Annotated in this window: 15 protein-coding genes; 7 read left to right on the top strand and 8 right to left on the bottom strand. The window is 70.7% G+C overall.

The annotated features are described in order from the left end of the window. Positions 1–10 precede the first annotated feature (10 nt). The 5 genes from O7631_RS19665 to O7631_RS19645 form a co-directional block, all read right to left on the bottom strand. Positions 11–1,015 carry a multicopper oxidase domain-containing protein gene (locus O7631_RS19665; protein ID WP_269678391.1) on the bottom strand — a complete coding sequence of 335 codons (1,005 nt, stop codon included), beginning with the start codon at positions 1,013–1,015 and terminating at the stop codon, positions 11–13. Positions 1,016–1,471: 456 nt separating this feature from the next. Beyond that, positions 1,472–2,239 carry an amino acid ABC transporter ATP-binding protein gene (locus tag O7631_RS19660; RefSeq protein ID WP_278145558.1) on the bottom strand — a complete coding sequence of 256 codons (768 nt, stop codon included), beginning with the start codon at positions 2,237–2,239 and terminating at the stop codon, positions 1,472–1,474. A gap of 4 nt (positions 2,240–2,243) precedes the next feature. Then, positions 2,244–3,038 carry an amino acid ABC transporter permease gene (locus tag O7631_RS19655; RefSeq protein WP_269678388.1) on the bottom strand — a complete coding sequence of 265 codons (795 nt, stop codon included), beginning with the start codon at positions 3,036–3,038 and terminating at the stop codon, positions 2,244–2,246. Between the two features lie 78 nt (positions 3,039–3,116). Continuing rightward, entirely contained in the window at positions 3,117–3,935 is an 819-nt protein-coding gene (locus O7631_RS19650; RefSeq protein ID WP_278145557.1) for a basic amino acid ABC transporter substrate-binding protein, read from the bottom strand. A gap of 177 nt (positions 3,936–4,112) precedes the next feature. Beyond that, a complete protein-coding gene (locus O7631_RS19645) occupies positions 4,113–4,790 on the bottom strand; it encodes a hypothetical protein (protein WP_278145556.1) in 678 nt (225 codons plus the stop codon). A 337-nt stretch (positions 4,791–5,127) separates the two neighbouring features. On the opposite strand from O7631_RS19645, the gene O7631_RS19640 reads away from it, so the two are divergent. From O7631_RS19640 to O7631_RS19625, 4 genes are read left to right on the top strand one after another with little or no spacing between them, the layout of a single operon-like run. Then, positions 5,128–5,739 carry a SipW-dependent-type signal peptide-containing protein gene (locus tag O7631_RS19640; RefSeq protein WP_278145555.1) on the top strand — a complete coding sequence of 204 codons (612 nt, stop codon included), beginning with the start codon at positions 5,128–5,130 and terminating at the stop codon, positions 5,737–5,739. A 9-nt stretch (positions 5,740–5,748) separates the two neighbouring features. Continuing rightward, positions 5,749–6,381, top strand: coding sequence for a SipW-dependent-type signal peptide-containing protein (locus tag O7631_RS19635; RefSeq protein WP_278145554.1), 633 nt, complete (start codon positions 5,749–5,751; stop codon positions 6,379–6,381). Between the two features lie 10 nt (positions 6,382–6,391). Further along, a complete protein-coding gene (locus O7631_RS19630; protein WP_278145553.1) occupies positions 6,392–7,684 on the top strand; it encodes a signal peptidase I in 1,293 nt (430 codons plus the stop codon). Then, positions 7,681–8,169, top strand: a complete 489-nt coding sequence (locus O7631_RS19625) for a hypothetical protein (protein ID WP_278145552.1) — start codon at positions 7,681–7,683, stop codon at positions 8,167–8,169. Before O7631_RS19630 ends, O7631_RS19625 begins: the two co-directional genes overlap by 4 nt. A gap of 3 nt (positions 8,170–8,172) precedes the next feature. Here O7631_RS19625 and O7631_RS19620 read toward each other — a convergent pair whose 3' ends face one another. The 3 genes from O7631_RS19620 to O7631_RS19610 are packed head-to-tail and all read right to left on the bottom strand — an operon-like array spanning position 8,173 to position 11,384. Continuing rightward, positions 8,173–9,084: a sulfotransferase gene (locus O7631_RS19620; protein WP_278145551.1), complete on the bottom strand. Its 912-nt coding sequence runs from the start codon at positions 9,082–9,084 to the stop codon at positions 8,173–8,175. A gap of 3 nt (positions 9,085–9,087) precedes the next feature. Beyond that, positions 9,088–10,104 carry a sulfotransferase gene (locus tag O7631_RS19615; protein ID WP_278145550.1) on the bottom strand — a complete coding sequence of 339 codons (1,017 nt, stop codon included), beginning with the start codon at positions 10,102–10,104 and terminating at the stop codon, positions 9,088–9,090. Then, complete coding sequence (locus tag O7631_RS19610; RefSeq protein ID WP_278145549.1) at positions 10,101–11,384, bottom strand: glycosyltransferase; 1,284 nt, start codon at positions 11,382–11,384, stop codon at positions 10,101–10,103. Before O7631_RS19610 ends, O7631_RS19615 begins: the two co-directional genes overlap by 4 nt. Positions 11,385–11,644: 260 nt before the next feature. Between O7631_RS19610 and O7631_RS19605 the strand changes: the two genes are divergently transcribed. From O7631_RS19605 to O7631_RS19595, 3 genes are read left to right on the top strand one after another with little or no spacing between them, the layout of a single operon-like run. Next, a complete protein-coding gene (locus O7631_RS19605; RefSeq protein ID WP_278145548.1) occupies positions 11,645–12,607 on the top strand; it encodes a hypothetical protein in 963 nt (320 codons plus the stop codon). Beyond that, positions 12,600–13,379, top strand: coding sequence for a sulfotransferase (locus O7631_RS19600; protein ID WP_278145547.1), 780 nt, complete (start codon positions 12,600–12,602; stop codon positions 13,377–13,379). The genes O7631_RS19605 and O7631_RS19600 overlap by 8 nt, the downstream gene beginning before the upstream one ends. Next, the gene (locus O7631_RS19595; RefSeq protein WP_278145546.1) at positions 13,376–14,857 is read left to right on the top strand and encodes a hypothetical protein; all 1,482 of its coding nucleotides are present in this window, start codon (positions 13,376–13,378) and stop codon (positions 14,855–14,857) included. The genes O7631_RS19600 and O7631_RS19595 overlap by 4 nt, the downstream gene beginning before the upstream one ends. The last annotated feature ends 13 nt before the right edge of the window (positions 14,858–14,870 follow it).

Raw genomic sequence — 14,870 nt, 5'->3', positions numbered from 1 at the left:
CCACTTTCGGTCAGCTTCCGTGCGTGTGGGTGTGGCCCTGGAACCGGTGGATCGCCTCCTCGGCGCCCGGTGGCATGCTGCCGTCGGCGTTGCGCACCAGGAAGATCCCGGCCATGCCGCCGTCGGAGTGCGTCTGCACGTGGCAGTGGTACATCCACGCCCCTGGTCCGACGCCCTCGCCGGCCAGCACCTGGAAACCGAACGAACTGCCCGGGTTGAGGTCCTTGTTGTCGACGACCAGGCTGGGGTCGCTCGGCCCCTCCAACATCCCGGTGCGGTTGTCGGCCCACCGGTGGGCGTGCAGGTGGAAGGTGTGGAACAGGTTGCCGTGCCCGATGGCGATCCACTCGACGCGCTCGCCCAGGTTCGCCTCGAACATCGGGGTCGCCGGGGCCATCTTGTTGTTGATCATCATGTCGTGGAACACGGCCGTGAACTGCTTCGACGGCAGGATGTCGCCGCGCCGCCGGACGATCAGCGCTCCGTACAGGCCCTTGGCGACACCGCCGGTGCCGTGGTCGGTGCCCATCGCGTGGTCGTGGTAGTGCCAGTAGCCGGCACTGCCCGGCATGTACCGCCGGCCGGCGGCGGCCACCATCTCGTGGGAGCGCCAGACGTACGTCCGCGTCTCGCCGGGGTTGTTGAACGAGGCGTTGAACGGGCTGCCGTCGGAGTCGGTGCTGTAGTCCACCCCGTGCGGGTGGATGGACAGCCGCTGCGTGGTGGTGTTGACCAGGGTGATCTCCAGGGTGTCACCCTCGTACATCTCCAGGATCGGCCCCGGGACGGTGGCCTGCCCGGGTGCCAGGCCGTAGCCGAACAGGTTGCCCGGCAGCTGCTCGGCGTAGATAGTGATCTTCTTGGTGACGCCCGCGGCGGCCCGCGCGGGGCTGCCCCCGAACGCGGCGCCGATCGCGGGGGCGGACGCGCCCAACGCTCCGGCGGCGAGCGCTCCGCTGGCGATCAGCGATCTGCGGGAGAGGTGGCGGTGGGGGCCACCAGCGTGATCGTCCATGGGTCTCCGTTCCCAACCGGGCGAAGACGCGACGAGGGCAGGGTGCATCGACCCGAGCACGGGGGCGGTAGCACGACTGAGGATGAGGCTCGTCGCGAACTTTGCTCGGAAGGCTCAGAACTTTCGGTGGATGACAGCAACTTATGTAATCCATCGACGAAAGTACAGGTCTGATTGCAAAAAGATTACCTTGACATCACGACGGCCGTCGATTGACATGAAGCTGACACGCTACCGCCGTCCGCGGCGCGAGGCGGTGGTCCGCCACTTCACGGCCGTGCTCGCCCGTCAGCCGCTGTGGCTGGCCGCCGACTCGATGTGCTGTTGAGCGATATACCTCAGGGTCATTTTTATGACTCTGAGGTATATCGCTGCCTGCCGTGACCGCTCCGACGGCGGTTACCGACGGTCACCTAAGTCCGTCGGCTGCGCCGACCGCCCGAGCCCGGTCGGGAGCTACTCGGTGACGTGGGTCGGGTCGAGGACCCGGGAGAGGAACGCGCGGGTCCGCTCGTGCTTCGGTGCGCCGAGCACCTCCTGCGGCGGTCCCTGCTCGACCACCACCCCACCGTCCATGAAGACGACCCGGTCGGCGACGTCGCGGGCGAACGCCATCTCGTGCGTCACCACCATCATCGTCATGCCGTCCTCGGCCAGCTTGCGCATGACGGTGAGCACGTCGCCCACCAGCTCCGGGTCGAGCGCGGAGGTCGGCTCGTCGAAGAGCATCAGCTTCGGCTCCATCGACAGCGACCGGGCGATCGCCGCCCGCTGCTGCTGCCCGCCGGAGAGTTGCGCCGGGAAGGCGTCGGCCTTGTCGCTCAGCCCGACCCGGTCCAGGTTGAGCCGAGCGATCCGCTCGGCCTCGGCACGGCCACGCCGCAGCACCCGGCGCTGAGCGATGGTGAGGTTGTTCAGCACGGTTAGGTGCGGGAACAGGTTGAACGACTGGAAGACCATGCCGATGCTGCGGCGGGCCGCGTCGATCTCGACGTCCGGGTCGGTCATCTCGACCCCGTTCACCCAGATCCGCCCGGCCGTCGGCTCCTCCAACAGGTCGACGCAACGCAGCAGCGTCGACTTGCCGGACCCGGACGGGCCGATGACGCAGACCACCTCGCCCTGGCCGACCTCGAAGTCGATGCCCTTGAGCACCTCGAGCGGACCGAAGGACTTGTGCAGGTCGCGGATCTCGACGGCAGGTCGGGACGGGGTCGTCGTCATGGGGTCACCGGGCCTTGGCGTAGCGGAGTTCGAGGCGACGTACCACCTGGGACAGGGGCAGGGTGATGATCAGGTAGGCGAGGCCCGCCACCAGCAGCGGGGTGGCGTTCACCCGGTCGTTGAGCATGTCCCGACCGAACTTGGTGATCTCGATGGTCTGCGCCGTCACGCCCAGCACGTAGGCCAGCGACGAGTCCTTGGTGAGCAGGATGAGTTCGTTCGTCAGCGGTGGGATGACGATCCGGAACGCCTGCGGGATGACGATCGTGCGCATCGCGGTGAAGTGCGACATGCCGAGGGTGCGCGCCGCCTCCATCTGGCCCTTGGGGACGGCCTGGATGCCGGCGCGGATGGTCTCGGCCATGTAGGCCGCGGCGGTCAACCCGAGGCCGATCGCAATCGACCCGAACACGCCACCCGGGATCTCCCGCTCCGGGAAGGCGATCGGGATGCCGTAGCCGACGAGGAAGAGCACCAGCAGCGCGGGCAGGCCCCGGAACAGCTCGATGTACGCCGTCGCCACCCAGCGGTACGGCGCCACCCGGGACAGCCGCATCAGGGCGAGGACGGTGCCGAACACGAGGCCGAAAGCGAACGCGCCGAGCGTGTAGAGGACGGTGTTGCGCAGCGCGACGGTGATGATCGTCGGGAACATCGACGTGATGATGTCGACGCGGAAGAACGCGTCGGCCAACCGGCCCCAGTCCGCGGCGAAGGCCACCGCGGCGATGACGGCGATGAAGACCAGGTACTGGATCCCGAGGGACAGCCGCTCCCGCTGGCGGCGTCGCAGCTTCACGTTGGCTCGTTGCCTTCCCGGAGTTACCGACACGGAGGGCGCGCGGGACGCGCGCCCTCCGGCACTACACGTGTGTGATCAGGCGCTCGGCCGCTTGCCGATCCACTTCTCGTAGATCGTGTCGTACGTGCCGTCCTGCTTGGCCTTGGCCAGCACCTCGTTGATCTTCTTGAGCAACTCCGGGTTGGCGGCCTTCTTCACGGGGAAGCCGTACTGCTCGCCGGTGTTGAACTCGGCGGCCACCTCGAACCCGCCCGGGTTCTTCTTCAGGTACTCGGTCCAGACCGGCAGGTCGTTGACGGCGGCCTCGACCTGGCCGTTGGAGACAGCCTGCTGCAGGGCGGCGAGGTCCTCGAACTCGACGAGCTGCAGGCCCTTCTCCGCCTCGAACTTCTTGGCGTAGTCACGACCCGTGGTGGCCGCCTGGACGCCCAGCTTCTTGCCCTTGAGGTCGTCGAGAGACTTGTACGCCTTGCCGGTCTTCACCAGCAGCGCCTGGGTGGCATCGAAGTACGGGTCGGAGAAGTCCAGGACCTTCTTGCGCTCGTCGGTGATCGTCATGCCGGCGGCGGCCGCGTCGCACTTACCGGTGTTCAGGTCCTGACCGGACTTGATCCCCTCGAACGGGGTGTCGACGATCGTCTGCTCGACGCCCAACTCCTTGGCCACCAGGTCCATGATCTCGACGTCGAAGCCGGTCACCGTGCCGCTGGCGTCCTTCGACTGGAACGGCGGGTACGGCAGGTGGGTGCAGACGGTCAGCTTGCCCGCCGTGACCAGCTTGACCCCGCTCGCCTGGACCTCGCTGTCGTCCTTCTTGGCGCACCCCGCGGTCACCGCGAGGGCGGCGATCGCCACGACGAGACCGGCCTGACGCACGGCGCTTGGGAACCTCACGGCTGTGTCCCTCCGATTCGGCTTCCATCGCATAGAAAGCCAATCTGGTTCATAGACTTTGCGATTAGCGACCGTACCCGATCCAGCGAGCCGCCCCCAAGATCACGCCGGGGCCGCCGTGCCGACGCGGCACGACGGCCCCCGTCGGCAAACCCGACAGACATGCCGCAACGGGTCTCAGCCGCCGGTCCCCTCGGCCGCGCCGTCCGGGGTGAGCGCCCCTTCATGGGGGTCTGTGTCCAGGAACACGTGCTGGTGGCCGTGGCCGGCGTCGATGCTGATCTGGTCGAGCTGGGTCGCCGCAACCGACCAGACCGTGGCCGCCTCGGCCGCCTGCCGCGTGCTGATGTCCAGCAGGGCCGCCTGGTGGGCGGCGGGGACACCGGCCGCCAGGGCGTAGGTGTCGACGGCGAGTGACGCCTGCTGCACCGCACCGCGCAGACCACCCCGGGCCACGTTCGTGGCGGTCGTCCCCGAGGGCGGGTCGGCGAACGGCTCGGCGGCCTTGCGCATGGTCTCCTGCCAGGTACGCGCCCGACCCGCATCCGGCGCCCGCCCGGCGGACTTCTCCTCCTTGACGGCGGCCAGGACGGGGGCGATCTGGTCGCGGACGCGGCGGGCCGTCTCGATCAGCTCGACGATCTGCTGGGCGTCCCGTTTCGCGTCGGCTTCCTGGATGCTCGCGATGGTCTCCGCAGTGGCGTCCGGGCGGCCCACCTGGTAGCCGACGAGGCCGCCGAGCAGCGCGGTGACCAGTGCGATGGCCCCCGCCACCGCCACGATGCGCGCTGTGCGACGACGACGATCATCGGGCTTCTCGGACAGGTACGAGGGCCGGCCGGTGCGACGCGCCATCGCATCTCCTCACATCGATGGTCTGGGGGCCACAGGGTAGCCGTCCTTCGGGACACCGGTCGATAGCCGGCAACGGATCGGCACGACAATCCGGCACCTGCGGGCGCAGCCCGCCCGGTTGCCGCAGCCACCACCACTGAAGAGGTTCGCCTCGGACTTTTGTCCTCTTTCATGCCTTTTGTCGTCATTGTCGGCATATCGTGTCCCTTGCGTGACAGCCCCCGCCAGATCACCTCTGTTCGACCGGCGGCTGCACAACGGCGACGGCCGGTCAGATCACCGGTGCGCCACTGTCACGACCCAGGACAGCCACAAGCGTCGCACCGAGGAGGACACATTGAGAGATTCGAGCAGCCGAGGAACCCGTCGCAAGCTCAAGGCGATTCTGGCCGGAGGGATCGCCCTCGGCCTCGGAGCGACGATCACCCTCGCCGCCTGGAACGACTCGGAGTACGCGACAGGCACGTTCACCGCGGGCACCTTCAGCATGGAGGGCAGCACGAACGGCACCACCTACGCGGAACACCCCACGGCTGGCACGGCGGCAGCACTGGTCTTCAGCACCGGCTTCGACGACATCAGCCCCGGTGACGTAGTCGCCGCACCGTTCGCCGTCCGCCTGACCGCGGCGACGACGTACGACGCCACAGTCACCGTGGCATCGGCCACCCCCGCTCCACCCGGCTTCGTCGGCCTCACCTACGGGATCGCGACCGTCCCCGCCTTCGCCAACTGCAGCGCGACGCCCACGACACCGACCTGGATCGTGGCACAGGGCACGCCGCTCAACTCGGTCGCCGGAGCGGTGCCGTTCAACCTGACGCAGGGCACCCCTCCCACGACTCCGGGCGCTGCGGTGAACCTCTGCTTCGTCGTCACGGCGGGACCCACGCTGGTGCAGGGCACATCGGTTACGGAAACCTGGCAACTCCTGGCCGAATCCGTATAGGTGGCGGCCGTGGTCAACCGTCGGACACCGGCCGGGACACCACGGCTCCGCCGGACCCGTGCCGTACTCGCCGGCGCGCTCGTTCTCGGCCTGGGAACGACGTCCACGCTCGCCGCGTGGACCGACAGCGAGTACGGCACCGGGTCGTTCGGCGCCAGCATCTTCGGCACCGAATCGCAGACCGCGTCCAGCACCTGGGCCAGCCACACTCCGGCGGCCAATGCCGCCACGTTGGCGTTCAACGCGACGGCGATGTCCCCCACGGTGTCCTTCTACGCCTTCCTCGACATCCGCACGACCGCGACGACGACCGTCGGTGGCGCGGTGGCGCTCACCAGTTCGTCGAACAACTCCGGCGCTCTCCTGCCCGCCCTCGAGTACCGCGCGGTGCGGACCGCCACCACCAGCACCACCTGCGCTGCCGCCGCCTTCACCGGCACGCCCACGTGGATCGTCGGGCCCAGCTACTCGGCGATCACCTCGGTGCCCGGTTCGCCGGTCTCCTCCGCCATCACCGTGCCGAGCGGCGCTACACCGCAGCTGCGGTTCTGCTTCGAGGTGCGGATCCAGTCCGGTGCCAGTAACGCGTACCAGGGCACGAGCGGCACCGTCACCTGGGAATTCACTGCCACGTCTACGTAAGGATCTTCACATGGTGGGACGCGCGCGTCGACGGCAGAGCCGCCTCGGCCGGGTCGGCGACCTGGTGCTGACCGTGCTCGCCGTCGGCGGGACGGTGTGCGTCGTCCTCGTCCCGCTGGCGTTCTTCTTCGACATCACGCTCATCCTGTTCAAGACCGGATCGATGAGCCCGACCATCCCGGCCGGATCACTGGCCGTGGTACGGGAGATTCCCGCGTCCGAGGTGAGCGTGGGAGACGTCGTCACCGTCGATCGCACGCCACTGCCGCCGATCACCCACCGCGTCGTCGACGTCGCCAACGGCGGCGGACCCTCCCGCCTGCTCACCCTGCGCGGGGACGCGAACCAGGCCAACGACGCCGCGCCGTACGCGGTGACCACCGTACGGCTCGTCGAGTGGTCGGTGCCCCGGCTCGGCTACGCGGTGCGCAGCGTGTCCAACGTGTACGCGATGAGCGCCATCACGATCGGGACCGCCGGGATCGTCACCTGGGCGTTCTGGCCACGTGGCGGAGAGCCGCCGACCCGGCGTCGCGGAGCGTCGCCTCGCCGTGGACCGGGCTCATCGGGGCCGGACAACGCGGGCCCAGGTACCGGGGTCGACACCCCGCCGAGCCGCACGGCGGCGCACGACGACTCGATCCTGAGGCGCATGTTCGTTCTGGCGGCTGTGCTGCCGGGCGTCACCGCGGCCGTCCTGGCGACGCCCGGTCAGGCACGCGCGGACACGTCCGAAGACGTCATTCGGAGCCAGTACCTCACCCTGATCTCGATCGGCGACCAGGATCGGATGACGAACCTCGCGCCGGACGAGCCGGTGCCGTGGCAGGTGGGCGTCACGGCACATACGCGGCAGCCGGGCGCGGTGAGCATCGCCCTGTCGGCGCTGGGACCACTCGCCGTCGATCCGGACGGACTCCAGGTCATGGTCGCCGTCTGCGCCATGCGGTGGGTGCGGGGTGCCTGCCCGAGCGGCCAGGCGGAGCAGGTCCTCGCCTACGGCCCCGCCGCGAGGCTGGCCGCACACCCGGTCACCATCAGCGCGATGCGCGCCGACCAGCAACGGTGGGTGCTCGTCACCGCCGGCCTGCTCGCCAGATCCGCCGTCTCGGGATCGGCGGATCTGGTCCTCACCGCGACCGGATTCGGCGACCGGGCATCGACGGGAGGCACTGTCGGCCCGCTTCCCCGTACCGGCACCAACCTGTGGACACCGGTGCTCGCCGGCGCCGGGGTGCTCCTCGCCGGGCTGCTGCTCATCCTCGCCACCCGCAGACACCGGGCCAGAGTCGAGCAACAGTGACGCTCCCGTGGATCCCGGATGCGCCAGCGCGGGAGAAGACCCGCCGTGTTCGGCGGCGCCGGCTCGCGGGTGCTGTCGCCCTGCTGCTCACCGGCACTGTGGTCGTACTCCCACCAGCACAGTCAACGATGGCGGCGTGGACCGACACCGAGTACGGGACCGGTTCCCTGCAGGCCGGCACGGTCAGCCCACCGACCAATCTTCAGTGCACAGCAGGCCTGGCCACCCCGCCGACATTCACCTGGAGCCTGCCCGTCGGCGGGCTCACCCGCAGCGGCTTCACCTGGTCGCTGTCGGGCGGCTTCTCCGGCGGCGGCACTCTCGCCGCCACGGCCACCTCGGTCACTGTGCCCGGCGCGTTGCTCAGCGTCGGAAGCGGCACCTTCCAACTGGTCGCGAACGGCCCCGGAGGGTGGACGTCGACACCGGTCACCGGCACGATCGGCATGCTGACTGTGCTGCTCTACTCCTGCAGCGTGCCGTAGGTCCTAGACCGGGTAGCCCCACTCGGCAAGTGGCTTCTCCAGCGACCGTTCGATAGCGGCGAGCTGCGCCGGACTGAGTTCGTCGCGGTACGCCGCAGCCCGGCCCGCCGGGAAGTCGTACCGGGAGAATCCCTTCTCGAACGCTGGCGACCAGTGCAGCCCCAGGAAGTCGAGCATCCGGCCGACCTGTTCGCGGGGCTGCTCGACCAGGTCCTCGTAGCGCACGTCGAGCCACTGCTCGGCGGGATGACGCAGGCGGGCCTGCGCGAACGCCTCCATCAGCATCTTCCAGCCGAGCGCGGCGAGGACCTGGAAGGACCGGCCCGACTCGAACCACTCCTCCCGCAGGTCCGACGGGAGCGGGCCGAAGATCCAGTTGTCGGGGCCCCGCCAGCCGTCCCACCAGCCCATCTGGAGCCAGGAGTTGGCCACCGCCCGGCCGTCGCGCACCACGTTGACGACCCGCAGGTCCGGGTACGCGGCGTGCAGCAGGCCGGTGCGCGGCCAACCGGTGACGTGCTGCACCAGGTGCTGGCAGCCCTGGCGGGCGATCCGCTCGTCGAAGAAGGTCCGCAGCCGGCGGGCCACGAACGGCGTCAGGTCCTCGGCCACCAGGTCCCGGCACGGGCGGGAGAAGCCACCGAGCACCTGCCTGTCGAGCAGGTGGTACGCCTCCGACGGCGCCACCCGCAGCCGCCCCCGCTCCAGCAACCGTCGGCTGTGTCGCAGCGAGGTCATGCCCGCCGGGCGGGGTGCCGAACGCCGGTAGAGCGTCCCGTTGAACCGGCCCTTGAGGTTGAGCCGGGCGAGCTTGTCGTCGAGGCCGGAGACGAAACCGACAGCGGGATGCCGGGAGAGCAACTCCTGGACCAGGGTCGAGCCGCAGCGACCGGTGCCCACCACCAGTGAGAGCATCGTTCAGCCTTCCTGCCGGGTAGCGGGTGACGAGGGAACGGCCGGCTCCGGACGGGACGTGGCGGCGGGAGGCGTGACCGTCCGGCGGCGCAACGGGTAGCCGAACCGGGACAGGGCCAGCCCGGTCAGCCCGGTGACCACCGCGTACGCGCGGGTGGACAGCCCGGTCAGCCACTCGGTGTCGGCGACCACGGGGACCAGCCCGGTGCGGTGCCGCGAGGGGTTGCCGGCAACCGAGTGGGTGGGTGCCAGTCGTGCCGTGCCCGGTGCCGGGAAGGGCAGGTCGTCCGCTGTCGCGCCGGCGAACCGGACGATCCGTGCGGTGGTGCCGGCCGGGTCGGCGACGAAGTCCTCGTACCGCACCCGCAGGTAACGGCCGTCCGCGGGCCGGCGGCCCCACAGTCGGACGGTGGCGGTGTTCCACACCAGCCAGAGCACCGCGGCCTTCCAGACCGGTGGCCGGCTCATCAACCGGTCGTCCGCGCGCCCGTCCAGTGGGCGTCGCCGACGCCAGGAGTAGGCGGTGGCCCGCGGGTCGCGGACCACGTGCAGGACGTACAGGTCGATGCCGGGCAGGGAGCCCAGCAGAGCGCCGTACGGAGGCAGCTTGGAGGAGTCGACGATGACCCCGCCGGGCCGGTCGGCGAGGGCGTGTTCGGCGATCGAGGCGTACAGCCGGGCCAGGTGGGTGTCGTCGGTGTGAGCCGGGACCGGCCGTCGACCGCGACGCCGTCGGCGCAGCAGTGCGGGCAACCCGCGCATCCGCAGCCGCCCGGCCAGCCGGTCGGCGATCCCGGCCGGGTCGGCTCCGGCCAGGTCGGCGCGCACCCGCGTCCACAGCGGGCAGTCGGCCAACGGCACCCCGCAGCCGCACTGCCGGTTCTCCAGGATGCCCCGCCGCCACAGGTAGCGCAGCTCACCCGCGGCGAAGAAGCCCGGGACCTGCCCCAGGACGGTGGTGATCAGCGTGCTGCCGCTGCGACCGCTGCCGGCGAGGTAGAGCACTCGGACCGCGCTCACCGAGCCGCTCCCCCACCGGCCGTCGCGCGGCCTACGCGTCGCCGGGTCGGCAGCGCCTCGGCGGCCTCCGCGTAGAGCGCGCGGATCCGGGCCAGGTGCAGGTCGGGGGCGAACTGTCGGGCGACCTTCGCCCGGCCGGCCTGCCCCATCCGGTACGCCCGTTCGGGGTCGGCCAGCAGCGCGTTCAGCGCGGCGGCGAGGTCGGTGGGCCGGTCCGCCCCGACGATGCTGCCGTCCACTGTGGGGTCCACCAGCTCGGGGAGACCACCGAGGTCGCTGGCGACCACCGGGACACCGCAGGCGAACGCCTCCAGCACCGCCATCGGCTGGTTCTCGTGCCACCGTGAGGGAACGGCGACCACCGCTGCCGACCGGATCAGCTCGTGCAGGCGCGGCTTGTCCAGGCGGCCGTGGAACCGGATCCGGCCGGGCGCGCGGCGCGCGGCGAGCGCCTCCAGGTCGGGTCGGGCCGGGCCGTCCCCGGCGACGTCGACGGCGACTCCGTCCGGCAGTGCGGCCACCGCCTCGACCAGCACGTCGACGCCCTTCTCCGCAGCCAGCCGGCCGGCGAAGACGACACCGCCGCCGGGCGTCTGCTTGGTGGCGATGCCGCCCAGGTCGACGAAGTGGTTCACCACCCGCAGCCGGTCCGGGTACACGCCGGCGCGACGCATCACGTCGGCCAGGAACTCGCTCGGGCTGACGAAGACCTGCACCGGGTCGTACGCGTCGAACTGCCGGTGCAACCACGACTCGACGGCGAGCAGGCCACTGCGCGACAGCGATCCGTCCTTGCAGCGGCGGCGGGCCGCCTGCAGGGGGCCTCCGGTGACGCAGGCCTGGCAGGGGCGGCCCCGATCCAGCAGTTGGTAGCTCGGGCAGGCGAGCTTGTAGTCGTGCAGGGTCAACACGCACGGCACGCCGGCCGACCGCGCCGCCGCGAGCACCGACGGCGAGAGCTGATGGTAGATGTTGTGCAGGTGCAGCACGTCCGGGTGGAAGTCGTCGATCACCTGAGCCAGGCCCCGGCGGCTCGTCGGTGACCACAGCATCCGACCGACGGCCGTCGCGCGCGGTCGGAGCCCGCTCGGCGCCGGCTCCAGCTCCACTTCGGTCGGAAACCGCTGCTCGTACGGGAGCGGCGACTCGTTCTCCGGGTGGCTCATGCCGAAGTAGGCGACCGTGTCCCCCGCCGCCCGCTGCAGGTCGGCGAGGTCGAGCAGGTAACCCTCCGCGCCGCCACGGCGGTAGAGGAACTTGTTCACATGCAGCACGCGCATCGACTCGGCCTGCTCACGTCGATCGGGCGAACCAGGCCCGGAGGTGACGACCGGGGTCTGCCCGCCCCGGCCAGGGCCCACCGTATGCAGGGCGGGTCTACGAGTCCAGTTCACCTATGGCATGTACCTGAACGGTTGATCTTCGTATGCCCGTGCGGCCCGCGCCCTGGCTTCCCTCCATGATCTCCGGATAGCCTGGCTGCGCCGCCGGTCGTCCCCGTTTCCCAGCGCGCCGGACCGGCGCCCGACCGAGGAGGACCGTGGCAGCCGACGACGAGATCTCCACAGTCGCGTACACCGCGCGCCGGATCAGGCGGCATCTGCGCTGGGCGCGCACCGAGGGGATCGGGCGGCTGGTCGAGGAGGACCGCCTCGACCCCGTCGAGCGGGTCCGCACCGCACTGGCAAAACGACGCTGGCGGCAGCGGGCCGGCCGGGCGCCCGGCTCGGCGATGCCGGTCTACCTGGTCGGTCTGCAACGATCCGGCACGAACATGCTGGTCCGTGGCCTCGACGCGGCCCCCGAGGTAGAGGTCCGCAACGAGAACGACAGCACCCTCTTCCACCGCTTCCAGCTGCGCCCGGACGCGGTGCTGACCGCCGCGATCCAGCGCAGCCGGCACGCGTACGTCCTGGTCAAGCCCCTCTGCGAGAGCCACCGCGTGGACGAGTTGCTGGCCCTGCCGGGGTCGACGCCCGGCCGCGCGCTCTGGGTCTACCGCGACGTCGACGACCGGGCCCGCTCCGAGGTCGCCAAGTTCGGTGACGCCAACCTGCGGGCGCTGCGCGCCATCGCCGACGGCAGCATCGGCCGGCGGTGGCAGGGGCAGCGCCTCGACGCCGACGCCGTCGAGCTGATCCGGGCGCACGACCCACAGAGGTTGGACCCGCACAGCGGCGCGGCCCTCTTCTGGTACGTCCGCAACTCGCTCGTCTTCCAGCTCGGCCTGGACCAGCGCGCCGACGTGCTGCTCTGCCGCTACGACACGGTCGTCGCGGAGCCGGAGGCGCAGCTGCGGCGGCTGTGCGCGTTCCTCGACTTCCCCTACCGGCCGGGGCTGCACGCGCACATCGCTCCGCGCCGATTCCACGACGGCACAGCGGGCCACCAGCAGTTACCGATCGACAGGCGCGTGCGGGCTCTCTGCGACGAGCTGACCGACCGGCTCGACAGGTGCGCGGCCGACGCCCGGTCCGAGACGAAGGCGGCCGACCGTGGCTGAACCAGTGACCAGTACCGCACCGATCTTCCTGGTCGGATGTCAACGCTCCGGCACGACGATGGTGCGCCTCGTCCTGGACTCCCACTCCAGCATCAGCTGCGGCCCGGAGACCCGGTTCCTGCCCGACCTGCGACGGATCGTCGGGCGGGACTGGGAACGGTTGGCCCGCTTCGGGTTCCCCCGCGAGGACTGGCTACGCCGGATCCGGGACTTCTTCGGCGGCGTCCACGCCGACTATGCCGCCGCGCGGGGCAAGACCCGGTGGGCCGACAAGACCCCGCTGTACGCGATGTCACTCGACTTCGTCACCGAGGTCTTCCCGGACGCCCAGATCGTGCACCTCATCCGGGACGGCCGCGACGTCGTGGTCTCGCACCGCAAACGGTTCGGCTACTGGTCCGCCGTCAAGTGCGTGGTGAAGTGGCCGCGCTACATCCGCGCCGCGCGGGCCGTCGGCGCCACCCTGCCCCCGGACCGCTACTACGAGCTGCGGTACGAGCAGGCGGTGACCGAGCCGGAGAAGACGATGCGGGGTCTCTTCGAGTTCCTCGGCGAACCGTGGGAGGACGGCATCCTCGACTACGACAGCAAGCAGCACGACGTGGCGCAGAAGTACACCACCGAGGCGGAGAAACGGCGGGCCGCCGCGAGCGTGACCGAACCGATCTACGGCTCCCGGGTCGGCACCTACCGCCGTGAGCTCGACCCGTTCCTCCGCCTGTTGGTCTGGGTCTTCTCCGGTCCGACCCTGCGCGCCCTCGGCTACCGGTGAACAGCCCTCGCCGGCTGGGCGCGCTCGCCACGGCCCTCGTCGCCGCGCTCCTGGTCACCGCCGGTTGCACCGCCCGCCGCGACGATCCGCCGGCGCCCACACCGGGGGCGGGCACCCCATCGGCCACGCCCGCTCCGGGAGGCGCCGTCGACGGGGTGAGCAACCCGTTCGGCGCGCACTGGGACTGGTCGCGCTACCAGCAGTTCGCGCCGTACCTGCGGCGGATCGCCGGGTCGGCGACCTACGAGGAGATCTCCTGGTGCGAGATCGAGCGCACCTCGGGCCAGCCGGACTGGACCGGGCTGGACGAGATCGCCACCCGCAGCCGGGAGTTGGGCATCACACTGCACCTGAAGATCCGTACCGGGGTGTGCTGGGCGACCGGTGGCACCGCGCGCTACACCCGGGGGGCGGCGAACAAGACCGAGTCGGCGATGCCCACCGACCTCGCCGCGTACCAGCGGTTCGTCCGCTCGGTGGTGCAACGGTACGGCCCGTACGGGGTGCGCGAGTACGCCATCGAGAACGAAGTCAACGCGCCGAGTTACTGGGCCGGCAGCCCCGAGGACTACGTACGGCTCGTCAAGGCCGCCGCCGAGACGATCCGCGCGACCGACCCACAGGCGCGGGTGGTCGACTCCGGCATCAGCAGCGTCGCGTACGGCATGGGGGTCGCCGACCGGCTGGTACGCGCCGATCGGGTGCCCGAGGCCATCGCCGCCTACCAGGCGTACTTCCAGCGCCGCGTCGGCACCAGGGGCCAGCAGATCCCCGCGGTCACCGGGGCGGAGCAACTCGTCAAGGCGCTCGCCACCGAGACCAACAGCCGCAGCCTGCGGTTCCTGGCCGCCACCGAGTCACTGCTGGCCGACCGCACCGTCGACGTCCGGCAGGTGCACTTCTACGAGCACTTCAGCGGTGTCGCGCCACTGCTGGACTACCTGCGTACGACGACGCCTGCCGGCATGCCGATCCAGGCGTGGGAGGTCGGTCAGTTCTGGCGTGACGGCGACGGTGACCCGGCCGGCCGGGCCGCCGAGATGGTCAAGACGGTCACCCTGCTGGCCGCCGGCGGGATCGGCGAGATCAGTTGGTTGCCGTTGGCGTACAACCCGAACAACGCGGCCGGCAGCGAGGTCCGCTACGGCCTGCTCGACCCGGACGGCACCGAACGGGAAGCCGGCCGGATGTTGGCGAGCCTGGCCGACGCGGCCCGGGGCGCCACCGTCACCCCGCTGCCGGCCTCGGTGGCGAACAAGCTGTACGGGGTGGCCTTCGTGCGCGGCGGGTCGAGCACGCTGGTGCTCTGGTCGGCGTCGAACGCACCGGTGACAGTGCCGGCGGCACGGGGTGGGCAGACCGGTGCGGTGGGTGCACCGCTGCGGGCGGCCGGGGGTGGTGGCACCACGGTGACCGACGTACCCGTGCTGCTGCGCGCCGACCAGCCGGTCGACCGGATCCTCGCCGACCTGCGCTAGCCGACTTGTTTCT

Source organism: Micromonospora sp. WMMD967, assembly GCF_029626165.1.
GTDB classification, from domain to species: Bacteria; Actinomycetota; Actinomycetes; order Mycobacteriales; family Micromonosporaceae; genus Micromonospora; species Micromonospora taraxaci.
The sequence above is the reverse complement of the archived record's forward strand: the minus strand, read 5'-3'. Positions and strand labels throughout refer to the sequence as shown.